This is a genomic window from Bradyrhizobium sp. LMTR 3 (assembly GCF_001693485.1).
In the GTDB taxonomy this organism is placed as follows: Bacteria; Pseudomonadota; Alphaproteobacteria; order Rhizobiales; family Xanthobacteraceae; genus Bradyrhizobium.
In genome coordinates this window covers 327186-353121 of the sequence record NZ_MAXC01000043.1, presented here as the reverse complement: position 1 = coordinate 353121, position 25936 = coordinate 327186, and the positions used below count along the sequence as shown (strand labels likewise).

The 25936-nt window shown below is 63.8% G+C and carries 23 protein-coding genes; 18 read left to right on the top strand and 5 right to left on the bottom strand.

The window, feature by feature from the left end:
* Positions 1-147: 147 nt before the first annotated feature.
* From LMTR3_RS25200 to LMTR3_RS25170, 7 genes are all read left to right on the top strand, one after another.
* Positions 148-1161: an ABC transporter permease gene (locus tag LMTR3_RS25200; protein ID WP_065747668.1), complete on the top strand. Its 1014-nt coding sequence runs from the start codon at positions 148-150 to the stop codon at positions 1159-1161.
* A gap of 9 nt (positions 1162-1170) precedes the next feature.
* A complete protein-coding gene (locus LMTR3_RS25195; protein ID WP_065747667.1) occupies positions 1171-2070 on the top strand; it encodes an ABC transporter permease in 900 nt (299 codons plus the stop codon).
* Between the two features lie 268 nt (positions 2071-2338).
* Positions 2339-4162, top strand: a complete 1824-nt coding sequence (locus tag LMTR3_RS25190) for a dipeptide ABC transporter ATP-binding protein (RefSeq protein WP_065747864.1) — start codon at positions 2339-2341, stop codon at positions 4160-4162.
* A 58-nt stretch (positions 4163-4220) separates the two neighbouring features.
* Positions 4221-4412 carry a DUF4089 domain-containing protein gene (locus LMTR3_RS25185; protein WP_245319989.1) on the top strand — a complete coding sequence of 64 codons (192 nt, stop codon included), beginning with the start codon at positions 4221-4223 and terminating at the stop codon, positions 4410-4412.
* 7 nt (positions 4413-4419) lie between these two features.
* On the top strand, positions 4420-5817 hold the full coding sequence (locus LMTR3_RS25180; RefSeq protein WP_065747666.1) for an AtzE family amidohydrolase: 1398 nt from the start codon (positions 4420-4422) through the stop codon (positions 5815-5817).
* A 2-nt stretch (positions 5818-5819) separates the two neighbouring features.
* Positions 5820-6233: an oxalurate catabolism protein HpxZ gene (gene hpxZ, locus LMTR3_RS25175; protein ID WP_065747665.1), complete on the top strand. Its 414-nt coding sequence runs from the start codon at positions 5820-5822 to the stop codon at positions 6231-6233.
* Positions 6230-6934: a GntR family transcriptional regulator gene (locus tag LMTR3_RS25170; protein ID WP_057841251.1), complete on the top strand. Its 705-nt coding sequence runs from the start codon at positions 6230-6232 to the stop codon at positions 6932-6934. The genes hpxZ and LMTR3_RS25170 overlap by 4 nt, the downstream gene beginning before the upstream one ends.
* Positions 6935-7058: 124 nt before the next feature.
* On the opposite strand, the gene atzF is transcribed toward LMTR3_RS25170, so the two are convergent.
* Together atzF and LMTR3_RS25160 are read right to left on the bottom strand one after the other, a co-directional pair.
* Positions 7059-8867: an allophanate hydrolase gene (gene atzF, locus LMTR3_RS25165; RefSeq protein ID WP_065747664.1), complete on the bottom strand. Its 1809-nt coding sequence runs from the start codon at positions 8865-8867 to the stop codon at positions 7059-7061.
* A gap of 208 nt (positions 8868-9075) precedes the next feature.
* Positions 9076-9627 (bottom strand): MarR family winged helix-turn-helix transcriptional regulator, encoded by a 552-nt coding sequence (locus tag LMTR3_RS25160; protein ID WP_084029795.1) that lies wholly within the window; start codon positions 9625-9627, stop codon positions 9076-9078.
* A gap of 113 nt (positions 9628-9740) precedes the next feature.
* Here LMTR3_RS25160 and LMTR3_RS25155 point away from each other — a divergent pair, with 113 nt between their 5' ends.
* The gene (locus tag LMTR3_RS25155; protein WP_065747663.1) at positions 9741-11603 is read left to right on the top strand and encodes a feruloyl-CoA synthase; all 1863 of its coding nucleotides are present in this window, start codon (positions 9741-9743) and stop codon (positions 11601-11603) included.
* Positions 11604-11813: 210 nt separating this feature from the next.
* Here LMTR3_RS25155 and LMTR3_RS25150 read toward each other — a convergent pair whose 3' ends face one another.
* Entirely contained in the window at positions 11814-12317 is a 504-nt protein-coding gene (locus tag LMTR3_RS25150) for a MarR family winged helix-turn-helix transcriptional regulator (protein WP_065747861.1), read from the bottom strand.
* Positions 12318-12476: 159 nt separating this feature from the next.
* Here LMTR3_RS25150 and LMTR3_RS25145 point away from each other — a divergent pair, with 159 nt between their 5' ends.
* Positions 12477-13676 (top strand): ABC transporter substrate-binding protein, encoded by a 1200-nt coding sequence (locus LMTR3_RS25145; RefSeq protein ID WP_065747662.1) that lies wholly within the window; start codon positions 12477-12479, stop codon positions 13674-13676.
* Between the two features lie 240 nt (positions 13677-13916).
* Here LMTR3_RS25145 and LMTR3_RS25140 read toward each other — a convergent pair whose 3' ends face one another.
* On the bottom strand, positions 13917-14447 hold the full coding sequence (locus LMTR3_RS25140) for a MarR family winged helix-turn-helix transcriptional regulator (RefSeq protein WP_084029793.1): 531 nt from the start codon (positions 14445-14447) through the stop codon (positions 13917-13919).
* Positions 14448-14527: 80 nt separating this feature from the next.
* On the opposite strand from LMTR3_RS25140, the gene LMTR3_RS25135 reads away from it, so the two are divergent.
* The 4 genes from LMTR3_RS25135 to LMTR3_RS25120 all read left to right on the top strand — a co-directional run bounded on the left by LMTR3_RS25135 (position 14528) and on the right by LMTR3_RS25120 (position 19301).
* Entirely contained in the window at positions 14528-15763 is a 1236-nt protein-coding gene (locus LMTR3_RS25135; protein ID WP_065747859.1) for a cytochrome P450, read from the top strand.
* A 10-nt stretch (positions 15764-15773) separates the two neighbouring features.
* Complete coding sequence (locus LMTR3_RS25130) at positions 15774-16097, top strand: 2Fe-2S iron-sulfur cluster-binding protein (protein WP_065747661.1); 324 nt, start codon at positions 15774-15776, stop codon at positions 16095-16097.
* A 78-nt stretch (positions 16098-16175) separates the two neighbouring features.
* A complete protein-coding gene (locus tag LMTR3_RS25125) occupies positions 16176-17390 on the top strand; it encodes an ABC transporter substrate-binding protein (protein ID WP_065747660.1) in 1215 nt (404 codons plus the stop codon).
* Between the two features lie 330 nt (positions 17391-17720).
* A complete protein-coding gene (locus tag LMTR3_RS25120) occupies positions 17721-19301 on the top strand; it encodes a tannase/feruloyl esterase family alpha/beta hydrolase (RefSeq protein WP_141686809.1) in 1581 nt (526 codons plus the stop codon).
* 33 nt (positions 19302-19334) lie between these two features.
* Here the strand turns inward: LMTR3_RS25120 and LMTR3_RS25115 are convergent, their stop codons facing one another.
* Positions 19335-20609 (bottom strand): NAD(P)/FAD-dependent oxidoreductase, encoded by a 1275-nt coding sequence (locus LMTR3_RS25115; protein ID WP_065747658.1) that lies wholly within the window; start codon positions 20607-20609, stop codon positions 19335-19337.
* 382 nt (positions 20610-20991) lie between these two features.
* Between LMTR3_RS25115 and LMTR3_RS25110 the strand changes: the two genes are divergently transcribed.
* The 5 genes from LMTR3_RS25110 (at position 20992) to LMTR3_RS25090 (ending at position 25934) form a co-directional block, all read left to right on the top strand.
* Positions 20992-21321: a hypothetical protein gene (locus LMTR3_RS25110; RefSeq protein WP_065747657.1), complete on the top strand. Its 330-nt coding sequence runs from the start codon at positions 20992-20994 to the stop codon at positions 21319-21321.
* Positions 21322-22209: a sigma-70 family RNA polymerase sigma factor gene (locus LMTR3_RS25105; protein WP_065747656.1), complete on the top strand. Its 888-nt coding sequence runs from the start codon at positions 21322-21324 to the stop codon at positions 22207-22209.
* Between the two features lie 427 nt (positions 22210-22636).
* The gene (locus tag LMTR3_RS25100; RefSeq protein WP_065747655.1) at positions 22637-23812 is read left to right on the top strand and encodes an ABC transporter substrate-binding protein; all 1176 of its coding nucleotides are present in this window, start codon (positions 22637-22639) and stop codon (positions 23810-23812) included.
* Between the two features lie 260 nt (positions 23813-24072).
* Positions 24073-24990: a branched-chain amino acid ABC transporter permease gene (locus LMTR3_RS25095; RefSeq protein WP_065747654.1), complete on the top strand. Its 918-nt coding sequence runs from the start codon at positions 24073-24075 to the stop codon at positions 24988-24990.
* Positions 24987-25934: a branched-chain amino acid ABC transporter permease gene (locus tag LMTR3_RS25090; protein ID WP_065747653.1), complete on the top strand. Its 948-nt coding sequence runs from the start codon at positions 24987-24989 to the stop codon at positions 25932-25934. Before LMTR3_RS25095 ends, LMTR3_RS25090 begins: the two co-directional genes overlap by 4 nt.
* Positions 25935-25936: the final 2 nt, after the last annotated feature.

The following is a 25936-nucleotide window of genomic DNA, read 5'->3' as shown; positions in this document are numbered from 1 at the left end:
AGCGAAGCTCGCTCTCGAGGGCAGGGAGAGGGGTAAGCCACACGCGCTGCCGTTGCCGCCACCCCTCTCCCCAGCCCTCCCCCGCAAGGGGGGAGGGAGCGCAGCGGAGTTTGCGGCGCTCTTTCAGCCGATTACGGAGCGCGCGCTATGCTGACCATGATCGGCAAGCGGTTGATGTTTGCGATTCCTTCCCTGATCGGGGTCGTGATCGTCACGTTCCTGCTGACGCGCGCGCTGCCGGGCGACCCGGCGGCCTATTTCGCCGGGCCCGCAGCGAGCAAGGAGGCGATCGAGCAGATCCGCAAGAAACTCGGCTTCGACAAGCCGCTGATCGAGCAGTTCTTCCGCTACACCAACGATCTCGCGCATGGCGATTTCGGCACTTCGCTGACGACGGGCCAGCCCGTCGCCACCGAAATCCGCAACCGCCTGCCGGCGTCCGCCGAACTGACCCTGCTTGGTCTCATGGTTTCGATCGGAATCGCGATTCCACTGGGCGTGCTGGCGGCGACACGGCCGGGCTCGTGGATCGATCATCTGTGCCGCGTCACCACGACGGCTGGCGTGTCGCTGCCGGTGTTCTTTACCGGGTTGGTGCTGGTCTACATGTTCTATTTCAGGCTCGGCTGGTCGCCGGCGCCGCTCGGCCGGCTCGACGTGTTCTACAGCGCGCCGCCGACCGTGACCGGTCTCTATCTCATCGACGCCCTGATCGCGCGCGAGTTCGAGACGTTTCGTTCGGCGCTGAGCCAGCTCATCCTGCCGGCGGCGACACTGGCGATCTTCTCGCTGGCTCCGATCGCTCGCATGACGCGCGCTTCGATGCTCGCTGTGCTGGCGTCGGACTTCGTCCGCACCGCCCGCGCCAGCGGGTTGTCGCCGTCGACCGTGATCGTCACCTACGCGTTCCGCAACGCGATGCTGCCGGTCGTCACTACGCTCAGCATGGTGTTCTCGTTTCTGCTCGGGGCCAACGTGCTGGTCGAAAAAGTCTTCGCCTGGCCGGGCATTGGCTCCTACGCGGTGGAAGCGCTGATCTCGTCGGACTTCGCGCCGGTGCAGGGTTTCGTGCTGACCATGGCGGTCATGTACGTGCTGCTCAATCTGGTCATCGACATTCTCTACGGCGTGATCGATCCACGCGTGCGGCTTGAAGGGTGAGGTGGGAACATGAGTAGCATCGCGCCTGCCGCTGAACCCGTTGGACCCGCGCGCACCTCGGGCCTTGCAGCGATGTTCGAGCATACCCGCTATGTGCTCGGCGAGAACCGCGTCACCGCCTTTGCTTTCGGCCTGCTCGTCATCATCCTGTTTGCCGCGATCTTCGGTCCCCACATCGTTCCCTACGATCCGCTCGCCAGCGATACCGCATCAGCCTTGAAGCCGCCGTCGGCGGCGCACTGGTTCGGCACGGACCAATTGGGCCGCGATATCTTCAGCCGCGTCATCGTCGCCACAAGGCTCGATACCTTCATCGCGGTCGCTTCGGTGGCGCTGGTGTTCCTGATGGGCGGACTGGCCGGCATCGCCGCCGGCTATTTCGGTGGCTGGACCGACCGCATCGTCGGGCGCATCGCCGACACCATCATGGCGTTTCCGCTGTTCGTGCTGGCAATGGGCATCGTGGCGGCACTCGGCAATGCCGTGCAGAACATCATTATCGCCACCGCGATCGTGAACTTTCCGCTCTATGCCCGCGTCGCCCGCGCCGAGGCCAATGTCCGCCGCAACGCCGGCTTCGTGCAGGCGGCGCGGCTGTCGGGCAATGGCGAGATGCGGATTCTCCTGGTCCACATCCTGCCCAATATCATGCCGATCATGATCGTGCAGATGTCGCTGACCATGGGCTACGCGATCCTCAACGCCGCCGGCCTCTCGTTCATCGGCCTCGGCGTGCGGCCGCCGACGGCGGAATGGGGCATCATGGTCGCCGAAGGCGCCACCTTCATGGTGTCGGGCGAATGGTGGATCGCGCTGTTTCCGGGCCTTGCGCTGATGCTCGCGGTGTTCTGCTTCAATTTGCTCGGCGACGGCCTGCGCGACATCGTCGATCCGCAGCGGAGGACGTGATGACTGTCTCCACGCTCGCTGCTGCGCTCCCTCCCCCCTTGCGGGAGAGGGTTGGGGAGAGGGGTGGCCGCGGGAGAGATGGGAGTTTGTGGCTACCCCTCTCCCTGCCCTCGAGAGCGAGCTTCGCTCGCCTCGGACCCCGCAAGGGGGGAGGGAATGAGAGAGTTGTGCCCAACTTACGCACGAATCTCTCTCGAAAATTATCCAATGAATCCAGCCTCGTTCTACTTTGCATGGGGTTGTTTTCGAGATTTTTGCGGAGGTCGTCATGACGGCCCAGCCTCTGCTCGATGTCCACGACCTCACCGTCGAATTCACGACCCGCCGCGGCATCGTCAAGGCGGTGCAGCATGTCAACATTTCTGTCGCCAAGGGTGAGACGCTCGGCATCGTCGGCGAGTCCGGCTCCGGCAAGTCGGTGACGTCCTATGCCGTGATGCGGATCCTCGACCGGGCGGGGCGGATCGCCGAGGGCTCGGTGATGTTCTCCGGCATCGACGTCAAGGCTGCCAGCGAGAACGAGATGCGCGATCTGCGCGGCCGGGAAATCTCGATGATCTTCCAGAACCCGCGCGCGGCGCTCAATCCGATCCGCAAGGTCGGCGACCAGATCGAGGACGTGCTGCGCCAGCACGTGCAGAGCGCAGCCAGCGATCGCGGCGAGAAGGCGATCGAGGCGCTGGAACAGGTCAAGATTGCCCGGCCCCGCGAGCGTTATCATGCCTATCCGTTCGAACTGTCGGGCGGCATGTGCCAGCGCGTCGTGATCGCGCTGGCGCTGGCCTGCAATCCGCAGCTCCTGATCGCGGACGAGCCGACGACGGGACTCGACGTCACCACGCAGAAGGCGGTGATGGATCTGATCGTGGAACTGACAAAGCGTCGGCACATGTCGACGATCCTGATCACGCACGATCTAGGCCTCGCCGCCGCCTACTGCGACCGCGTGGTCGTGATGGAGAAGGGCCGGGTGGTCGAGACCGCCAAGTCGGCGGATATCTTTGCAAAGCCCGAGCACGCCTACACCAGGAAGCTGATGCGCGCGACGCCGCGGCTCGGCGTGTCGTTGCGGGATTTGTTGCCGGAGGAGGAGGCTCCAGCCTCGCCCCGCACGCCTGCTGTCATGGCCGGGCTTGACCCGGCCATCCATCACTCTTCGGAAGATTCTTCAAAAGCGATGGACCCCCGGGTCAAGCCCGGGGGTGACGACCTTCCAAAGCCCCTTCTCCTCGTCGAAAAGCTGGTCAAGGAGTACCCGCGCCAGGGCGCCACTGCCGTGCTCGGCAAGTTGTTCTCCCGCAAGCCGCCGGTGGAGGCGGAAGTCTTCCGCGCCGTTGACGGCATCAGCTTCACCGTCGGCCACGGCGAGAGCGTTGGCCTCGTCGGCGAATCCGGCTGCGGCAAATCGACGACGTCGATGATGGTGATGCGGCTATTGGACCAGACCTCCGGCCGCATTGTCTTCGATGGCGGGGAGATCGGCGCTATCCTGCCGCAGGCCTTTGCGCGGCTGCCGCTGCGCAAGAGCATTCAGATGGTGTTCCAGGATCCGACCGACAGCCTCAACCCGCGCTTCACCGCGGCACGCGCCATTGCCGATCCGCTTCTGCAGCTCGGCGACATCAAGGGGCGCGACGCGCTGCGCGCCCGCTGCGAGAAGCTCGCCGGTCTGGTCGGCCTGCCCGTCGACCTGCTCGATCGTTTCCCGCATCAATTGTCCGGCGGCCAGAAGGCGCGCGTCGGCATCGCGCGCGCGATCGCGCTGCATCCCAAACTGGTGATCCTCGACGAGCCGACGGCGGCGCTCGACGTCTCCGTGCAGGCCGTGGTGCTCAATCTGCTGCAGGATCTGAAAGCGTCGATGGGCATGAGCTATTTGTTCGTGTCGCATGATCTGAATGTGGTGCGTCTGCTCTGCGATCGTGTCATCGTGATGCGCGCGGGGCGAATCGTCGAGCAGGGTCCATCCGAACGCGTGCTCGGCGATCCGCAGGACGCCTATACAAAGGAATTGCTGACGGCGATCCCGCATCCGCCGTTGCCGGTCCAGTTTGTCATGCCCCGCGAAGGCGGGGCATCCAGTACTCACTAACGTTGGTGTTTACTGGATCGCCCGGTCAAGCCGGGCGATGACGGAGAAGGAGATGAAGGTGGCAGAAAAGAGTACCGATCCCCTGGATAATTACATCGATGCCGTCGCCAAGGCGCTGGCGCTGCCGGTCGACGACGCCTGGCGTCCTGCAGTACGAGCGAACCTCGAAGTGTCGCTGAGGCTGGCGCGGTTGGTCGATGAATTCCCGCTGCCGGACGAGACCGAACCGGCCAGCGTCTACACAGCGTGATAAGGCCATGACCGTGAACACTGACGGGCCATCGGCCCAACAAATCGCGCAGGCCGTCGCAGGCGGCAAGCTGTCCGCCATCGACGCGACCGAAGCCGCACTGGCGCGAATCGCCAAATGTGATTCCGTGCTGAACTCGTTTACCGACATCACCGCCGATCGCGCGCGCGCGAAAGCCCGCGCGGTCGATGCCGCCATCGCCGCCGGTCAGAAGGTCGGACCGCTCGCTGGCGTTCCCTTCGCGGTGAAGAACCTGTTCGACGTGAAGGGTCTCGCCACCCGCGCCGGATCGAAGATCAACCGCGATCTCGCTCCGTCACCGCGGGACGCCACGCTGATCGAGCGCATGGAAGCGGCCGGCGCCGTGCTGGTCGGCGCGCTCAACATGGGCGAATACGCCTATGACTTCACCGGCGAGAACGTGCATGATGGCCCGTCGCGCAATCCGCACGATCCGACGCGGATGACCGGCGGCTCCTCCGGCGGCTCCGGCAGCGCGGTCGGCAGCGCTCTTGTTCCGATCGCCCTGGGATCCGATACCAACGGCTCGATCCGCGTGCCCTCGTCGTTCTGCGGCGTCTTCGGCCTGAAGCCGACCTATGGCCGGCTGTCGCGCGCCCGCTCGTTTCCCTTTGTCGCAAGCCTCGATCATCTGGGTCCCTTGGCGCGCAATGTCGGCGACCTCGCGCTGGCCTATGACGCGATGCAGGGGCCGGATGCCGATGACGCAGCCTGCACAACGCGACCGGTCGAACCGGTTGCGCCGCTGTTGGCGAAAGGCGTCGACGGCCTGCGGGTCGCGGTAGCCGGCGGGTACTTTCAGAAGAACGTCTTTCCGGAAGCGGTCGAGGCCGTGGCGCGCATCGCCAAGGCGTTGAACGCGACCAGGACGGTCGAAATTCCGGAAGCCGCGCGCGCCCGCGCCGCGGCTTACGTCATCACCACGACCGAGGGCGCGTCGCTGCATCTCGATCGCCTGCGCCGGCGTCCGAACGATTTCGATCCCGCGGTGCGTGACCGCCTGATTGCGGGCGCGATGGTCCCGGCGCCGCTGGTCGACCGCGCGCAAAAATTCCGCCGCTGGTATCGGGCAAGGGTGTTGGAGCTGTTCCAATCGGTGGACGTAATCATCGCACCGGCGACGCCCTGCATTGCGCCCAAGCTCGGCCAAGTAACCTTTACGCTCGACGGCGTCGAATTGCCGGTGCGCGCCAATATCGGCATCCACACCCAGCCGATTTCGTTCATCGGCCTTCCGGTGGTGGCGGTGCCGGTACCGCTGGAGCCGATGCCGATCGGCGTGCAGATCATCGCCGCGCCGTGGCGGGAAGATATCGCGCTGCGGGTTGCGCATGCGCTGGAGCGGATGGGCGCCGCTGCGGCACCTGCGCCGAGAGGATTGTAGCCATGGAGATCGATCTTCCCAACGTGCTGGCCGAAGTCACCTTGCAATTCCAGCGCTACGAAAAGGCGCTGGTGTCGAACGACGTGGCGGTGCTGGACGAATTGTTCCACGACGATCCCCGCACGCTGCGCTATGGCATCGGCGAAAATCTCTACGGCTACGACGCCATCATGGCGTTCCGCGCCGCGCGCTCGCCGGTCGGGCTGATGCGCCGGACCGACAAGACCGTGATCACGACCTATGGCCGCGATACCGCCGTGGCCTCCACGCTGTTCTATCGCGACGGCGCACCCGGAAAGGTCGGGCGGCAGATGCAAACCTGGATCCGGTTTCCCGAAGGTTGGAAGATCGTCGCGGCCCATGTCAGCATCATCGACGAGCCCAAATCTTCCAAGCAAATGGATCAGAAGGCATGAGTCTGGAAGATCTGCCAGAAGCCACGGTTCGCCGCGTCGATCGCCCTTCGTCGCAGCGGGACAAGGTCACGCGCGCAGAGGAATTGCGGCTGCAACTGGCCGACGAGATCGTGCGCGGCGTGCTGCCGCCGGGTTCCGCGCTCGACGAGACCGATATCGCCCGGCGCTTTGCCGTGTCGCGCACGCCGGTGCGCGAGGCGCTGCGCCAACTGGTGGCGAGCGGCCTGGTGGAGGCGCGGGCCCATCGCGGCGCGGTGGTGGCACAGCCGTCGCTGGACCGGCTGACCGAAATGTTCGAAGCGATGGCGGAGCTGGAAGCGTTGTGCGCGGGGCTCGCGGCCGAACGCATGCCGCCGGGGGACCGTCAGAAGCTTGAAGCGATCCATGAAGAATTGCGGGTGCTGAGCCATGCCGGCAATCCCGAACGCTTTCACGCCGTCAACGAGCGTTTCCACAATGCGATCTATGCCGGCTCGCAGAACAGCTACATCGCCGAGATGACGCTGGCCACAAGGGTGCGCGTACAGCCATTCCGCCGCGCCCAGTTCCGCAATCTCGGGCGGCTGGCAAAGTCGCACGCCGAGCACGACCGCGTCGTGGTCGCGATCATGCGCGGCGACAAGAGCGGTGCGGCGGCCGCGATGCGCGCGCATATCGAACTGGTGCGCGGGGAGTACGAGATTTACGCGGTGTCGGTGTAGGCTTTCTCCGCTTGCGCAAGACCGTAGGGTGGGCAAAGGCGCGAAAGCGCCGTGCCCACCACCTTTCCGCTGTTGCATGTGACGGTGGGCACGCTTCGCTTTGCCCACCCTACGAAATGACGGCTTACACCGCCGCCTTCTCCGCCATGAACGCGCGCCAGCCGCCGAATGCGGAGATATCGCGCGCGCCGTTGATGGCGGCAGGCTCGACCAGAAACCCCTTTACGCTTCTTCCGTTGGCGAGCCGTATCGTGCCGATGCCGAGCGGCGGCGGGATCGCGGCGACGAATTTGCCGAACGCTGTCGCCGACAGTGCCCATAGCTCCAGCTTGATCGAACTGCCTGCGCCTTGCCCCACGCGCAGCATGCCGGGTTTCGGCGGCACCGTGTCGAGCGCGTAGAGCTTGTAGTCCGGTGCGGTCGTGGTCGTCTCAATCAGGCGGGCGCCGAGCGCCTGGAGTTCGCCATTGAGCGCCATGCCGGAAAGATGCGCGCCGACCACTGCGAGGGTGATTTCATCGCCACTCGCGGCTGCTGGCAACGAAGCGAGCGGCGGCTGCATCAGCCCCTTGGCTCCCATCTTCAGTTGAGTATCGGCATGAAACACCCGCCCGATGCCGGCGAGTTGCGCGTCGCGTCCCGCGGGCGCCAATAGCGTGATGCCGAACGGAATGCCGTCCGCGCGCATCGCGGCCGGCAGCGCAAGTCCGCAGAGGTCGAGCAAATTCACAAAATTGGTGTAAGTGCCGAGCCGGCTGTTGAGCTCGATCGGATTGGCCAGCACCTGCGCTGTCGAATAGGCGGTCGGCGCCGTCGGCAGCACCATCGCGTCGAAATGGGCAAAGCTGCGCTCGGCCGTGCGCCGCAGCGCCTGCAGCCGATAGAGTGAGGCAAAGGTGTCAGCGGCGGTCAGCCGCGCGCCGGCGGCGGTGATCTCGCGCGTCACCGGATGAATCGAATCTGGCGAGGATGCCAGGAGGTCGCGGATGACAAGGTATCGCTCGGCGACCCACGGTCCCTCATAGAGCAGCCGCGCGGTCTCATAAAACGGTTCGAGGTCGAATTCGACCAGCGTGGCGCCGAGCGCCGTCCAGCCCTTGAGCGCCTCGCCATAGGCTTTCTCGGCAGCCGCGTCGCCAAAGAAGATCAATTGGCCATTGCGCGGCACGCCAAGCCGGAGTTTTTCGGGAAACGCGGACATCGGGCCCAGCGGCCGGTCGAGCGAATATGGATCGGCGCCATCAGGGCCGGCCATGACCGTCAGTGCAGTCATTGCATCGTCGACCGTGAGCGAGAACATCGAAATGCAGTCCAGCGTGCGGCAGGCCGGGACCAGCCCGGCGTTGGAGATCAGTCCAAGGCTCGGCTTCAGTCCTACGATGTTGTTGAGCATCGCCGGCACGCGGCCGCTGCCTGCGGTGTCGGTGCCGAGCGCCAGCGGCACGAGGCCTGCGGAAACCGCGACTGCCGAGCCCGAACTCGACCCGCCCGGCACGAGATCGGCGCGGATCGGATTGACAGGAATGCCGTAGGGCGAGCGGACGCCGACCAGGCCGGTCGCGAACTGGTCGAGATTGGTCTTGCCGATAACGATGGCGCCGGCCGCCCGCAGCTTTGCGACCGCCGTCGAGTCCTGCGCGGGCGAATAGGAAAAGGCCGGGCAGGCCGCTGTGGTCGCTAAGCCCAGCGCGTCGATATTGTCCTTCACAGCAACGGGGACGCCGAGCAGCGGAAGCAATGCCGCATCTTTCGAGGCCAGCGCTTCGGCCTCCGCCACCGCATTCTTCTCCTCGCGCAGGCTGATGAACACGGCGGGGTCGTTATGGTCACGGATGCGCTGATAGCTGCGGGCGACGGTTTGCGCCGGGGTGATCGCGCCGGCGCGGTGCGCGGCGACGATGGCGGCAACGGTTTCAGGCGCGTCGGACCCCATGGCAGCAAAACTCCAGCGAGCAAAAGGTTACCCGGACTGAAGCAAGCGATGTGCCATTGTGTACAATCGCCTAGTCGAGCCAACGATCAAATATAGATTTGTAATTTCATGTGCTTGCGGGACGATTGCGCACGCCATGAGCGCCGGCCGTTACCGGCGGATGCCTAAAATTTAGGCGAACCAGCCCAAGGCGCGGCGCCGGCCGCGATCAGGTGAAGTCCGAAAGTATCTGCAGCAGCTTCTCCCGGTTCTCCTTGCCGATCTTCTCGGCCACATGGCGCTCATGTTCGGCGGCAAGCCGCTTGAACTGCGCCAGCGCCGTCCGGCCGCGCGCGGTCAGGTGCAGCGCGTGGGAGCGGCGGTCGGTGGCGGATTTGACGCGGCTGACGAGATCGCGCTGTTCGAGACTATCCAGGAGGTGCACCAGCCGGGCGCGCTCGATGCCGAGCCGTTTTGCAACTGCCATCTGGCTCAGGCCCGGGTTGGCGCCGATCACCGTCATCACGGAATACTGCGTGGGCCGGATATCGACCGCGCCGAGCGTGCGAATGAAATCCTGGAAAATCCAGATCTGAAAGCGCCGCACCGCATAGCCGGCGTGGCCCGCCAGCGCGTCAAGGCCGATTTCGCCGTTCATCAGATCGCTGTGGGTGTTGCCGTTTTCGCTTCGAATGCGGCCGCCGGAGCGCGGCCGGATACCAGCGCGTGACTTGGCAATTCGTGACTTGGCAATTCCGGGTGCCTGACTGTTCCTCGCCATCGTTCCCTTCTAGCGCTTCGCGCGACCGAGGGGAAGATTGTTGTTGACGACAACAATTGTTGTGCTCAACATTGACGTCAAGCCAGCCCTTCCGAGGCGGCAGGAGGAAGCCCATGACCATCGCCGCCATCAGCGGTGCCGATTCCCAAAATCTTTTCGCGACGCCCGCGATCGTTGCCGATCGCCGGACCGATGGCAGTATCCTGGTGAGGTCGACCACGCCGCTGCGGCCGAGTGCGCGCTGTATCGGCGATTGGCTGGAGCATTGGGCGCGGCAGGCGCCGGGCCGGATCTTTCTCGCCGATCGCGCCAGCGTTGATACGCCGTGGACCACCGTCACCTACAAGGATGCGTTGAAGCAGGTGCGCTCGGCCGCCGCCTGGATCCTGGCGCGAGGCTTGAGCGCCGAGCGGCCATTGGTGATCCTGTCCGACAACAGCGTCGAGCACGCGCTGTTCGCGCTCGCCGCCCAGCATGTCGGCGTGCCATCGGCCGCGATCTCGCCAGCCTATTCGCTGATGTCCAAGGATTTCGACAAGCTCAAGAGCATGATCACGCTGCTCGGACCGGGCGCCATCTATGTTTCCGGCACAAAGCCGTTTGCCGCGGCGCTGGCGGCGATCAAGCCGCTGCATTCGGCTATCATCGTCAGCGGCAGTGCGGACGCGGGCAATGCGAGCTCCTTCCGCGCCATCACGGCAACGCTGGAAACGCCCGATGTCGAAAAGACCTTTGCAGCGATCACGCCGGACACGATCGCAAAATTCCTGTTCACCTCGGGCTCGACCGGCACGCCGAAGGCCGTGATCAACACCCAGCGCATGCTTACCTCGAGTCAGCAGGCCAAGGCGCAGACCTGGACGTTCCTCGAAGATGGCGGCGAGGATCTCGTGATCCTCGACTGGCTGCCGTGGAGCCACACCTTCGGCGCCAACCACAATTTCAATCTGGTGCTGCGCAACGGCGGTACGCTCTATGTCGACGGCGGCAAGCCGGCGCCGGGGCTGTTCGCGACCTCGCTCGCCAATCTGCGCAGCGTGATGCCATCGGTCTATTTCAACGTGCCGCGCGGTTTTGACATGTTGATCGCGGCGCTGCGCGGCGACGACGAGTTGCGGAAAAAGTTTTTCAGCGAGGTGAAGTTCGCCTTCTACGCCGGCGCAGCCTTGCCGCAGAATCTCTGGAACGCGCTGGAAGAACTCTCGATCAAGACGGTGGGGCGTGCGCTGCCGATGGTGTCGGCCTGGGGCTCGACCGAAACCTCGCCGCTCGCCACCGATTGCCATTTCCAGGCGAAACGTTCCGGCAATATCGGCGTGCCGATCCCGGGGACCGAACTGAAGCTGGTGCCATCGGGCGACAAGCTGGAGGTGCGGGTGCGCGGCCCGAATGTCACGCCCGGTTACTGGAAGGCGCCGGAATTGACCGCGCAGGCGTTCGACGAAGAGGGTTTCTATCTCATCGGCGATGCCGTGACCTTTGCCGATCCGGACCATCCCGAACTCGGGCTGTTCTTCGACGGTCGCGTCGCCGAGGACTTCAAGCTCAATTCCGGCACCTGGGTCAGCGTCGGCACCTTGCGCGTCGCCGGCATCGCTGCTCTGGCGCCGCTGGCGCAGGATATTGTCGTGACCGGCCATGGCGGCGACGAGGTTCGCTTCCTCGTGTTTCCGAATTTTGCGGCCTGCCGTGCACATGCCGGCTTGCCCGACAGCGCCGACGTGAAAGATGTGATTGGCCACGACAAGGTTCGCGCTGCGATCGCGCAGGGGCTTGCGAACCTAAAGGCGCAAAGCGGCAACTCGTCCGGTCACGCAACGCGCGCGCTGCTGCTGGCCGAACCCGCGTCCGTCGACGGCGGCGAGATCACCGACAAGGGCTACATCAACCAGCGTGCGGTGCTGACGCGGCGCGCGAGCGCTGTGGCAACGCTGGATGACGATTCATCAACCGAATGGATCGGCTGCGCCGCTTGAAGTACTAGTCTTACTGCGTCATAACCGCTCAAACCCCTCATCTCAGGAATAAGCGCACTTGCGCTTATTCCGAAGGAGCCCGCGAGAAGCGGGCGTCTCGAAGGATGTAGGCCACAGACGGGGCCTCATGGTTCGCCCGGCGATGCGCAGCATCGTCCGGAGACGCGCGTTCCGCGGTCCTCACCATGAGGGGTTTACGACACAGTAAGCCTAGGCGCGTCGGGATGCCGCGTGCTTGTGCGCCTCGACCAGCCGCACCAGCATCTGGAGAAATGCGGTCTGCTCGCTCTTGCTGAGCGCGGAAAGCGTCTGCGCATTAAAGCTCTCGCCAAGCCGGCTGGCCTCGTCAGCGCGCTTCTCGCCCGCCACGCTGAGGCTGAGCTCGACCGCGCGCTTGTCCCGCGCGGATCGCTTCCGCTTCAAGACGCCGGTCTCCTCCATCCGTGACAGGATTTTCACGAGGTTGGGGAGCTGCATCTTCAACACGGCGGCGAGCTCGCTCTGCGTCACCGTCTGGTTGTCCCGCACCGTGACCAGGATGGCGTATTCGAGCGGTGAAAGGTTTAGGGACTCGAAATACGGATAGAACGCCTCGAAGTTCTCCAACTGCAGGATCCGGATCATGAATCCCGGGGTCTGCTGCAGCGCGGTGAGATCGAGTTTTCGCGCCGAGTCCGGCTCGGCCGGTCTGGCCGCTCCGTTGCCCTTGCGCATCGAAATTTTTCCGATTCTTTCCATGGGCAATAGCTCGCACGGCATCACCTGAATTGACAATCCTCAAAATACTTATAAGTTATAAGTAATTTCGAAGCGGTCGCGAAGGCCGCCTTTCCATGCAGGAGGGAACGCATGCGACAGCTTTTTCGCACAGGAATGCTCGTGGCCGCGCTCGGCGGAATATTCGCCGGCGCTCCCCAAGACCAAGTCCAAGCCCAGGACCGCGTCCGGATCGGCGTGCTCAACGACCAGTCGGGCGTGTTCTCGACCTACCAGGGCATCGGCTCGGTCATCGCTGCGCAAATGGCGTTGGAGGACTATGGCGGCAAGGCTGCCGGCAAGCCGGTCGACGTCATCACCGCCGATCACCAGAACAAGACCGACGTCGGCGTTGGCATCGCGCGGCGCTGGTACGATACCGAAAGCATCGACGCCATCTTCGACCTGCCGAACTCGGCGATTGCGCTCGCGGTTGCCAATATGAGCGAGCAGAAGAACAAGGTCTTCATCGGCTCGGGCGCCGGCACCGCGCTGCTCACCAGCGAGAAATGCACGCCGAATACCGTGCACTGGACCTACGATACCTATGCCTACGGCCGCGGCCTCGGCAAAGCCGTGGTCGCCCAAGGCGGCAAGAAATGGTTCTTTCTGACCGCCGATTACGCCTTCGGCCACGATCTGGAGAAGCAGGCGATGGAAGGCGTCAAGGCCTCCGGCGGCGAGGTGCTCGGCGCCGTGCGCCATCCGCTCGGCACCGCCGATTATGCTTCCTTCTTGCTGCAGGCGCAGGCCTCGGGCGCCGACATCGTCGGCGTGGCGAATGCCGGCGACGACACCATCACCTCGATCAAGCAGGCCGCGGAGTTCGGGCTGACGCAAAAGCAGAAGTTGGTCGGATTGATCCTCGGCATGAACGGAATTCCTGCGCTCGGCCTGAAGGCAGCCCAGGGCGCGCAGATCATGAATCCGTTCTACTGGGACCTGAACGACGGCACGCGCGCTTTTGCAAAACGGTTCGCGGAACGCCATCCGCAAAAGAATTATCCGAACGACATGCAGGCCGGTGTCTATGCTTCGGTGCTGCATTATCTGAAGGCCGTCGATAAGGTCGGCGGCGCCGCCGACGGCAAGGCCGTGGTGTCGGCGATGAAGGCGATACCGACCGACGATCCGCTGTTCGGCAAGGGAACCATCCGCGCAGACGGGCGTAAGATTCACCCGCTGTTTCTGCTCGAGGTGAAGAAGCCCGACGAATCCACGTCGAAATGGGATCTGTTGAAGGTCGTCGCTACGATCCCGGGCGATCAGGCGTTCCGTCCCGAAAGCGACGGTAACTGCCCGCTGGTCAAGAGATGACCTGACTGGCTGCGGCCAGCAGCAACCGGCCGCAGCCGAAAATCATTTTGGACGCTTGTCATGTATGTTGCCAAGGCAACTAATTTGTGCGAGCCTGTTTTCAATAGGCGGCCGATCGCAGAGCACGGGAGTGCCGGGCCGCACAGGGAGAAACGGATGTTCGGGCGTGTCGGATCGTCACGACGCAATGCGATGTCGCGTGCGCAGCGTGGTCGCCACGGCGCAGCCAATAGGCGCCGCTCAGCTCTGCGTATCGATTTCGCCCGCGCCTTTCACGGCGTCGAGATTGCCGTGCACCCGCAGCAGCAGCGCGATCAACGTCTCCCGCTCCGGCTTGCTCAGGCAGGAGAGCAGGCGGCGCTCGCGTTCGAGCGCGACCGCGATGACCTGGTCGTGGGTGGCATAGCCCTTCGGGGTCAGCGAGATCGAATGGGTGCGACCGTCCTCGCGGTCGGCCCTGATGCTGACCAGCCCGCGTTCTTCCATGCCGGCCAGCGTCCGGCTCACGGGTCCCTTGTCGAAACCGATCACGTGGCAGATCCGCGCCGCCGAAATTTCCGGCTCGATCGCCAGCAGCGACAGGATCCGCCATTCCGTGACGTTGACCCCGAAGCGCTTCTGATAGACCACAGTCGCGCTGCGCGACAATTTGTTGGCGATGAAGGTGATGAGGGCCGGAACGTAACGGTCGAGGTCGAGCACCTGTTCGGCCCGTCCGCTCCTGCCTGCCGCGCCCGCACGGGGCGCGCGCGCCTGTCTGTTCCTGCTCATGCTTTTCCGCCGCTGCTCCAGCGTTCCAGACATAGAGACAGCGCGCACCGCTCTGCAAGAACATTATGCAGGAGACCCACATGAGCGCGACATCCCGGATAGATTCTGCAACCCCGGAGCGGAGTGCGCCGGCCGGCGTACCCCAACTGGACGTGGACCCGTTCTCGACCGAGTTTTTCGAGGATCCGCACCGGATCCACGACGTTCTCCGCGAGGCCGGGCCGGTGGTCTGGCTCGAGAAGTGGAGCGTCTATGGCGTCGCACGCCATGCCGAGGTGCACGCCGTCCTCAACGACCCCCTGACCTTCTGTTCGAGCCGCGGCGTCGGCTTGAGCGATTTTGCCAAGGAAAAGCCGTGGCGACCGCAAAGCATCATCCTTGAAGCGGATCCGCCGGCGCATACCAGGACACGCGCGGTGCTCGCCCAAGTGCTGTCGCCGACCGCCATGAAGCAGGTCCGCGAACATTTCACGGCGTTGGCCGCGGCCAAGGTCGACGAACTGCTGGTGCGCGGAAGTTTCGATGCGGTTGCCGATCTCGCGGAGGCCTATCCGCTCTCGGTATTTCCTGATGCGATGGGCCTGAAGCAGGAGGGGCGGGAGAATCTGCTGCCCTATGCGAGCCTGGTGTTCAACGCGTTCGGACCGCCGAACCAGTTGCGCCAGGAGGCGATCGAGCGCTCCGCGCCACATCAGGCCTATGTCGCCGCACAGTGCCAGCGCGAAAATCTCGCACCCGGTGGCTTCGGTGCCTGCATCCATGCGCGCGCTGACGCCGGCGACATCACGGCGGAAGAGGCGCCGCTGTTGGTGCGCTCGCTGCTTTCGGCCGGGCTCGATACCACCGTCAACGGCATCGGCGCCGCGATGTACTGCCTGGCGCGCTTTCCCGATCAGCTTGCGCGGCTGCGCAGCGATCCGACGCTGGCGCGCAACGCATTCGAGGAAGCGATCCGCTTCGAAAGCCCGGTGCAGACCTTCTTCCGCACCACGACGCGGGAGGTCGAACTCGCCGGTCATCGCATCGGCGAAGGCGAAAAGGTGCTGATGTTCCTCGGCGCCGCCAACCGCGATCCGCGGCGCTGGGAAAATCCTGACCGCTACGACGTCGCCCGCCGTACCTCCGGGCATGTCGGGTTCGGTTCGGGCATTCATATGTGCGTCGGCCAGCTTCTCGCGCGCCTCGAAGGCGAGGTGATGCTGGCGGCGATCGCGCGCAAGGTTGCGAGTATCGAGATATCAGGCCCGGTGAAGCGCCGCTACAACAACACGCTGCGCGGCCTCGAAAGTCTCCCCATCACCATTTCTCCGGCCTGACGGACCGCCCATGCCGAGCATCACGTTTGTCCACCCTGACGGCCGGGCGCAGCGCATCGACGCCCGCGTTGGCGAAAGCGCAATGCAGGCGGCGACGCGCCACGATGTCGGTGGAATTCTGGCCGAATGCGGCGGCAACGCGATGTGCGCCACCTGCCACGTCTATGTCGACGAGGGCTGGCTCGCTCGCCTGCCGGCCATGGGCGACGACGAGGACGCGCTGCTGGATGGCGCCGCTGCCGAACGGCGGGCCAATAGCCGGCTGTCCTGCCAGATCAAGCTGGCTGCCGACCTCGACGGTTTGGTTCTCAATCTGCCGGACCGGCAATTGTGACGGCCTGATCACCTGAACTGAAGTCAAACCCGGCGAAGTCCGGGAACGCTCAAGATCAAATTCGAAAGGGAGAGAACGATGAGGGGTTTGAGGTTAGGGCTTGCGCTTGCCTTGTCTTGCGTGGCGTCAGGCGCGGCGCGCGCGGAAATTTCCGAGAATGTCGTGCGCGTCGGCGTGCTGAACGACATTTCCGGTATCTTCCAGGACACCAACGGCATGGGGTCGGTAGAAGCCGCGCGCATGGCGGCGGAGGATTTCAACGGCGGCGGCAAGGGTATCAAGGTCGAAATCGTCTATGCCGATCACCAGAACAAGGCCGACGTCGGCTCGGCGATCGTGCGCAAATGGCTCGACGTCGATGGCGTCGATGCCGTGGTCGACGTGCCGAATTCCGCCGTCGGGCTCACCATCAACTCGCTGCTGCGCGATAGCCGCATGACATTCCTGGCGTCGTCGACGGCGAGCTCCGACCTGACCGGCAAGGCCTGCTCGCCCAACACCATCCAGTGGGTCAATGACGCCTGGGCGACCGGCAACTCGACCGCGGCGGCGATGATGGCGCGCGGCGGCAAGGAATGGTACTTCATCACGGTGAATTTTGCGCTCGGCCAGGGCATCGAGGCCGAGGCCACCAACTACATCGAAAAGCACGGCGGCAAGGTGCTGGGCTCGGCCAAGCATCCGCTCAACACGCCGGACTTTGCCTCGCTTCTGCTGCAGGCGCAGAATTCCAAGGCCAAGGTGATCGGCCTCGCCAATGCCGGTGGCGACACCGTCAACGCGGTGAAGCAGGCGGCCGAGTTCGGGCTTCAGCAAAGCGGACAGACGATGGTGGCGTTCCTGCTGTTCATCAACGACGTCCATGGCATGGGATTAAAGGTGGGGCAGGGCCTGCAACTGTTCGAGGCGTTTTACTGGGACATGGATGAAAACACCCGCGCGTTTGCAAAGCGCTTCGCAGCGCGGCCGGGCGTGAACGGCAAGATGCCGAGCGGCAATCAGGCCGGCGTCTATGCTTCCACGCTCGCCTATCTCAACGCGGTGGCCGCGACCGGCAGCGACCACGCCAAGGATGCGGTGCCGCAGATGAAGAAGTTCAAGGGCAAGGACAAACTGTTCGGCGATGTCACCATCCGCCAGGACGGCCGCGTCATTCACCCGATGTACCTGTTCGAGGTGAAGAAGCCGGAAGAGTCGAAATATCCCTACGACTACTACAAGCTCGTCTCGACGATCCCGGCCGACCAGGCCTTCCGCCCGCTCGCCGACGGCGGCTGCCCGCTGGTGAAGTAATGCTCCGCTGCCCTCCCTCTCCCGCGTGCGGGGGAGGCGTAGGCGGCCTGTGGCCGCCGTTCTTTAGAAGAACGCCGATGCGGAGCATCGGCTATGGGTGGGGTCTCGCCGCACAAAGAATCTGAGACATCGGCGTCAATCCTGCCTAGTCTTATTTCGATTGACGCCCGCGCCGAGCGAGCCATTGTAAGCCCGACGATCGGCAAACGCGCGGCGATAGCGAAGGGGGAAACGATGCAACACCTCAGATTCTATATTCGCACGTCGATCCAATTGGCGTCGCTGCTCGCTGCGACCTCATTCCTCCCCGCAGACGCGACCGCCGCAAAGATGGTTGGCGATCCCGCAGCAACCTGCAGCGACCTGATCCGGCCGACCGATAATGTCGTGCGGATCGATTCTGCGACCATGGTCGTGCCGGCGCCGCTCGCGGTCGCCGAAAGAGCACCGACGCCGGCGGCGCGCATCACGCCGGCCAATCCGGAATTCTGCAAGGTCCTCGGCCAGATCGCGCCGGCCGATCCCAAGGCGCCGCCGATCAAATTTCAGGTGAATCTTCCGGTCGAGTGGAACGGCCGCTCGCTGCAATATGGTGGCGGCGGTTTCAACGGCGTGCTGATTACCGGGCTTGCCTTGCCGCCGGCATATCCGTTCGGCGCGCCGTCACCGCTGGCGCGCGGGTTCGTCACCTATGGCACGGATTCCGGCCATGAGACCAAGCCGGGCGAGCCGCCGCAGACGTTTGCGCTCAACGACGAGGCCTTTGAGAATTTCGCCCACCGTTCCTACAAGCGCGTGCGCGACGCCGCGGTTGCCCTGATGGTGCGCGCCTACGGCAATCCGCCGGCCAAGCTGTATTTCATGGGATCGTCGGAAGGCGGCCGCGAGGGGCTGACGATGGCGCAGCGCTATCCGGACGATTTTGACGGCATCTTTGCCCGCGTGCCCGTCATCAACTGGGTCGGATTGCAGCATGCCGGGACGCGGTCGGGACTTATAACGATGGGTGAGGGCTGGATCCGTCCCGCGCAGGTCGAGCTCGTGGCCAAGGCGGTGCTTGCTGCTTGCGACGAGACGGACGGCGCCGAGGATTCGCTGGTACTGGACCCGGTCGGCTGCAAGACGAAATTCCAGCCGGACACACTGCGTTGCGCGGCGGGCCAAAGCGGCGATCAGTGCCTGACGGAAGCGCAGATTGCGGCAATCAAAACGCTGCATTCGACGTACAAGTTCTCGTTCCCGCTGGAGAACGGCCTTGACGATTATCCGGGCTGGGGCGTCTCCGGCGAAAACATTCCTGCGTTCGGTCCGACCGGCGGCTGGGTCGCCTGGTGGCTCGGCAAGGCAGCGCCTGCACAGCCGCCGGTGCCTGGCAACGGCATCGCCTGGATCTACGGCGCGGGCGGCATTCAATATGTCTTCGCGCGCGACCCGAAGCTCGATGTCACGACCTACAAGCCCGAGGATCACAAGGAGCGCCTGCTGCAGGTATCGCGGTTGATGGATTCGACCAATCCCGACCTCAGCCGCTTCGCCGCGCGTGGCGGCAAGCTCGTGATTCTCGAAAACATGGCCGACTATGCCCAGAGCCCCTACGCAGGGATACGCTACTTCGAGAACGTGCAGCGCACCTTGGGCCGCGAGAAGACGACGGCGTTCGCCCGGCTCTATACGGCGCCCGGTGTCGACCATGTCGGCTCCGGCGCGCCCGCCAATGTCGACATGTTGGCCGTGCTCGTTGATTGGGTCGAGAACGGTAAGGCGCCCGCCGATCTCGAGGTGATCGAGCAGAAGGTCGAAGCGCCGGCGTTTGCGACCACGCGCGCGCTGCCATTGTGCCAATGGCCGGCATGGCCGCATTACAAATCGGGGCCGACGAGTAGCGCGGCCAGTTTTGCCTGTGCGCCGTGAGAGGTCTTCTCCGCTCAACGTGAGCGACGAAACCTATCCCGTGACCTTGCTCGAGCCCTGCGTGATCAGCCGTGCGGCGCGCTGGTCGCGGGCGTGAATCCACAGCCAGCTCAAGGCGACGCTGAGGCGGTTGCGCAGGCCGATCAGGAAGTAGATGTGGGCGATGCCCCATATCCACCAGGCGAGATTGCCGCGCAGCTTGATGCGGCCAAAATCGATCACGGCCTTCTTCTTGCCGATCTGCGCGAGACTGCCGGCATGCTTATAGCGGAACGGCGGCAGCGTGCCGCCGGAGATGCGCGCCTTGATCAGCGCCGCCACATAGCGCCCCTGCTGCTTGGCCGCCGGCGCGATGCCGGGCACGGGATTGCCGTCGGGGCCGGCGATCGTCACGGTATCGCCGATGGCAAAGACATCGGGATGGCCGGGTACGGTCAGATCAGGCTCGACCTTCAGGCGGTAGGCGCGGTCGGCCGGCGCCTTCATCCATTCCGCCGCGCGCGAGGCGCGCACGCCGGCCGCCCAGACGATGGTCCTGGCCTCCAGCCTGTTGCCGCCATAGACGACGCCGTCGATTGCACATTCCGTGACCGGCTGCCCCAACACCACTTCTACGCCGAGTTCCTCCAGCGCGCGCTGCGCATAAGAAGAGAGGTCTTCGGGAAAGCCCGCGAGCACGCGTGGGCCGGCCTCGATCAGGATAACGCGGGTCTTGTGGGTATCGATGTTGCGAAAGTCCGGCGGCAGCGTGTCCTTGGCGAGGTCGGCGATCGTTCCGGCCATTTCGACGCCGGTCGGGCCGGCGCCGATGATGACGAAGGTGAGTAGCGCCGCGCGCCGCGCCGGATCCTTTTCGCGCTCGGCGCGCTCGAAGGCGACAAGGATGCGCCGCCGCAGCGTCGTGGCATCCTCCAGCGTCTTCAGGCCCGGTGCGAACGGCTCCCATTCATCGTGCCCGAAATAGGCATGGCGGGCGCCGGTGGCGAGGATCAGCGTGTCGTAGGAAATCGTGTCGCCGTCTTCGAGCAGCACGCGCTTTCCCGCGGCATCGACGCCATTCACATTGGCGAACAGCGTCGTCACTTCGGGGCGGCCACGCAAGAGATAGCGGATCGGCCAGGCGATTTCCGACGTCGCCAGTGAAGCGGTCGCGACCTGGTAGAGCAGTGGCTGGAACAGATGATGGTTGCGGCGGTCGATCAGTGTGATCCGGACCGGCGCTCCGGCGAGGCCAAAGGCGGTCTCCAGACCGCCGAAACCGGCGCCGACGATCACGACGTGATGGGGTTCTTTCGGCACTGTCGTCATGGGAATGCGACCCCGGTTTCAGATGTCTCAACGCATTGGATTATGTAGCCATTTGCTGCTCCGCTCCAATACGTCTTTGTCAATCGGCCGATAGCGAACGCGTATCGTGCTGTCGTCCCGGCCTTGAGCCGGGACCCAACCACAGAAGGGCATTGTTGAGAACGCTGGAGCCGCAGCACAGCGCCACAACAAAATCCTGTGGTTATGGGTCCCTGCGTGCCGCCTTCGCTAAAGCTTCGGCGAGCCCTACGCCAAACCCCGGCGAAGCCTTGGCGAAGACGGGTCGCAGGGACGACGGCAAAATAAATTTCCTGCCATCGCATCCTTTGCCCGTTCCGAAACGTCCTTGGGGTCGAGATGGCCGCAAAATGAGGAGAATGCCATGAGACGGACCGTGATCAGGTACAAAACCAAGCCGGAAATGAGCGACAGGAACGCCGAATTGGTGGCGGCGGTGTTCGTCGAATTGCAGGCGGCCCAGCCGGAGGGCTTTCGCTATCTGTCGTTGCGGCTGGAGGATGATACGTTCATCCATTTCGTCGAGACCGCAGCCGACGACGGCTCCAGCGCCTTGCCGAAACTGGCGGCGTTTCAGGCCTTCCAGAACGGCATTCGCGAGCGTTGCACCGAACCGCCGCTGCCGAAAGGCGTGACCGTCGTCGGCAATTATCGCATGTTGCGCGAGACCGAGAGCGCGCTTGCCGGAGTCTGAATGACAGTAGGTCCTGAGACGTCCGCCACGTTCGACATCGAGCGCTTGCTGGCGGCGATGCGCCCAAGGCTGCATCGCTACTGTGCGCGCATGGTGGGCTCTGTCATCGACGGCGAGGACGTGCTGCAGGATACCATGATCAAGGCGGTGGAGGCGCATGCCTCCGCCGGCACGCTCGGCAATCCCGAAGGCTGGCTGTTTCGCATCGCGCACAACACCGCGCTGGATTTTCTGCGCCGGCGCAAGCGCCAGGAGGCACTCCGGGGACCAGCGGAGGTGGACATGATCGTTGACCAGCTCGATGCCGTGGCGAGCCGCCAGGTCGCCGCGACCTCCTTGCGTATCTTCATGCGGCTGCCGGTGCCACAGCGTGCGAGCGTGATCCTGATGGACGTGCTCGGCTGCTCGCTGAAGGAAATCTGCGAGGTGATGGATTGCAGCCTGCCGGCGGCCAAGGCCGCGCTGCATCGCGGCCGCGCGCAGTTGCGTGAAATTGCCGACGAGCCGGACGACGCGCCGCAACAAAAACTATCCGACGCCGATCGCGAGCGGCTCGGCGCCTATGTCGCCCATTTCAACGCGCGCGATTTCGATGCCATCCGCGCCATGATCTCGGACGATGTCCGGCTCGATCTCGTCAGCAGGACCCACTTGCGTGGCAAAGCCGAAGTGTCCCGCTATTTCGGCAATTACGACAAGGTCAGCGACTGGCGCCTGGCGGCGGGCCTGGTGGAGGGGCGTCCCGCCATCCTGGTGTTCGATCCCAACGAAGGCGATGCCAAGCCGAAATATTTCGTGCTGCTGGGCTGGTCGGCCGGCAAGGTCGCGACCATCCGGGATTTCCGCCACGCGCCTTACGTCATCGATGGCGCTGAATATCTGATCTGAACGAGCGCTTCCGGAAGGTGAAGGTGGGAGTACGCGATTCCACTCTTGCGAAAAATTACTTTAAGCCTAAAATGATTTTGTGAGGCGGCGTTGCCGAGCGTCCTCGATATTGATCTCGAGCCTTTCATGGATGGAGGCGAGGGGAGATTGAAAACGTCAGGTAATACCTCCCAGCCGGCCCCTTGGTCGGTCCCTTGGCCCGTCGGACCAACCGGCATTATAATTCTTGCCATTCCCGCCGTCCGCGAATTATGGTGCAGGTGGCTTAAGCATGCGCCGAAGGTTCTAACCGGAGTCTTGGGTTCATGCTTGCCGCTGACCGGCGAATTCGCGCACAAAATACCTCACAGATAAGAGGCGCGCGGAGCAAGCGTTGCCGGTCGCCCGGTTGACCGGGTTTTGAGTGATAAACAGGAGGGGAGTGGTTATGAAAAAGGCATTCTGGCTGGCGAGCGCAACAATTCTGGCGCTGGCGCAGCCCGCGCTCGCTGGCGACACCATCAAAATCGGCTTTGTTTCGACCTTCAGCGGCCCGACCGCTGTGATCGGCAACGACATGCGCAACTCGTTCGAGCTGGCGCTCGACCATCTCGGCCGCAAGATGGGCGGCAAGCCGGTCGAGGTGATCTATGAAGACGACGGCCAGAAGCCCGATGTCGGCAAGCAGAAGACCGAAAAGCTGATCCAGTCCGACAAGGTCGATTTCGTCGTTGGCTATATCTGGTCGAACGTGCTGTTGGCCTCGCTGAAGACCGCGGTCGATTCAAAGACCTTCCTGATCACGTCCAATGCCGGCCCCTCGCAGCTCGCCGGCGATCTCTGTTCGCCTTACGTGTTCTCGACCTCCTGGCAGAACGACCAGACCCCGCAGGCGGTCGGCACCTACATGAACCAGAAGGGCGTGAAATCAGTGTTCCTGATCGGCCCGAACTACGCCGCCGGCAAGGACATGCTGGCCGGCGTCAAGAGCACCTTCAAGGGCCAGGTCGTCGGCGAGGAATACACGGTGTGGCCGAGCCAGCTCGACTTCTCCGCCGAGCTCACCAAGGCCAAGAATTCCAAGGCCGAGTCGATCTTCGTGTTCTATCCGGGCGCGGCCGGTGTCCAGTTCCTCAATCAATACGCCCAGGCCGGCCTCAAGGGGCAGATCCCGCTCTATACTGCGTTTACCATCGACGAATTGTCGCTGCCGCTGCAGAAGGACAATGCAATCGGCGTGCCCGGCGCGCAGCAATGGGTCAACGATTTGCCGTTCCCTGAGAACAAGAAGTTCGTCGAGGACTACCGCAAGAAGTACACCGGCCTGCGCCCGACCTTCTACGGCGCCCAGTCCTATGACGCTGCGAACCTGATCAACAGCGCTGTCGTCGCGGTGAAGGGCGACACCTCGAAGAAGGACGAGATGAAGGCCGAGATGGAGAAGGCCAACTTCAAGTCCGTGCGCGGCCCGTTCAAATACGGCAACAATCACATTCCGATCCAGAATTTCTACCTGCAGGACGTGGTCAAGGATGCCGACGGCCAGCTTTCGCTGAAGACGGTGGCCACCATCGTCAAGGACGATCAGGATCGCTTCCACGACAAATGTCCGATGAAGAAGTGATTGTTGGCATGGCCGGTGCATGATCGGCGGAGCGTGCCCTCGGGCTTGACCCCGGGGGCGGTTAACGACAGATCATCCGCCCAACAAGAAAAATGGCGGCGGCGCAGGTGTGCTGCCGCTGTTTTGTTAGGGCATGATCCGGACCCGGAGGGCCACGTTAGTGCAAAGTGGATCCCGGTTTTCCGAAAAGATCATGCCCAGATCATAGACATAGAGCGGGATGACGAGTCATCCCGCTCTAGGCCCAGAGTTTTAGGTTCATGCTCGTCCTTATCGAACAATCGCTGAACGGCCTGCAGTTCGGGCTGTTGCTGTTCCTGCTGGCGGCCGGCTTGACGCTGGTGTTCGGCATCATGGACTTCGTCAATCTGGCGCATGGCTCGCTCTACATGATGGGCGCCTATTTCGCGGCGACCTTTGTCGCCTGGACGAATAGTTTTGTGCTCGGCATATTGTTGGCGCTCGGCGCCACGCTGCTGCTGGGCATCGCGCTCGAATTCATCGCACTGCGACATCTCTACGGCCGCGATCATCTCGATCAGGTGCTGGCGACCTTCGGGCTGATCCTGTTCTTCAACGACGCGGTGCGGCTGATCTGGGGCCCCGCCGGCCTGTCGCTGCCGCTGCCGGCCTGGCTGACCGTCCCCGTGCAGATCGTCCCCGGCGTGTTCTATCCGGCCTACCGGCTGTCGATCATCGTGGTCGCGCTGGCGGTTGCGGCATTGCTTTATATCGTGGTGATGCGGACCAGGATCGGCATGTTGATCCGCGCCGGCGCGTCCAACCGTGAGATGATCGGCGCGCTCGGCATCAACATCAAGCTGTTGTTTACGCTGGTGTTCGGGCTTGGCGCGGCGCTCGCGGGGCTGGCCGGGCTGATGCAGGCGCCGATCCTCACGGTGCAGATCGGCATGGGCGAGAACATCCTGATTCTCGCTTTCGTCATCATCGTGATCGGCGGCATCGGCTCGATCCGCGGCGCGTTCATGGCCGCGATCTTCGTCGGGATGATCGATACGCTCGGCCGCGCCTTCCTGCCCGATCTCCTGCGCACCGTGCTGAGTTCCGCCGCCGCTTCCACCGCCGCACCCGCATTGTCGTCGATGCTGATCTATCTCCTGATGGCCATCGTCCTCGTCGTGCGGCCGGAGGGGCTGTTTCCGGCTGCCAAGCGATGAAATCTCACATCAACGCCCGCAACGTCATCGTGGCGCTCGTCGCGCTTGGCCTCGCCTTGCTGCCGGCCTATTCGGCACTGACCGGCAATATTTTCATCCTGACGCTGTTCACCCGCATCGTCATCTTCGCGCTGGCGGCCGCGAGCCTCAATCTCATCATGGGTTATGGCGGCATGATGAGCTTTGGCCACGCCGCCTATCTCGGCATCGGCGGCTATGCCGTAGGCATTCTCGCCTATGAAGGCATCGGCTCCGGCTTCATCCAGTGGCCGGTCGCGCTCGCGGTGTCCGCGCTCTATGCGCTGGTGATCGGCGCGCTCAGCTTACGCACCCGCGGCGTCTATTTCATCATGATCACGCTCGCCTTTGCGCAGATGGCTTATTACATAGCCTCAGGTCTTTCGCGTTATGGCGGCGACGACGGCCTCACCATCTACAAGCGCAGCAATTTCGGCGGCCTCATCGACATGTCGAACCGCGTGCAGTTCTACTATCTCTGCCTGGCCTGCCTGTTCGGCGGCGTCTATCTGATCTGGCGCATGATCAATTCGCGGTTTGGCATGGTGGTGCAGGGCGTGCGCTCCAACGAGCAGCGCATGCAGGCCATCGGCTTCCACGCCAACCGTTACCGCCTGGTCTGCTTCGTGATCTCAGGCACGATCTGTGGCCTTGCCGGCGCGCTGCTCGCCAACAACACGGATTTCATCAGCCCGGCCACGATGTACTGGACGCGCTCCGGCGAACTCATGGTGATGGTGGTGTTCGGCGGCATGGGATCGCTGTTCGGGCCTGTCATCGGCACCATCGTGTTTCTGCTGCTGGAAGAGCTGTTGTCGCAGTTTACCGAATACTGGGCGTTGATCATGGGCCCGCTGTTGCTGCTGATCGTGCTGTTCGCGCGCGGCGGCATCATGGGACTGCTCGGGAGGTTGAGCCGTGGTTGATT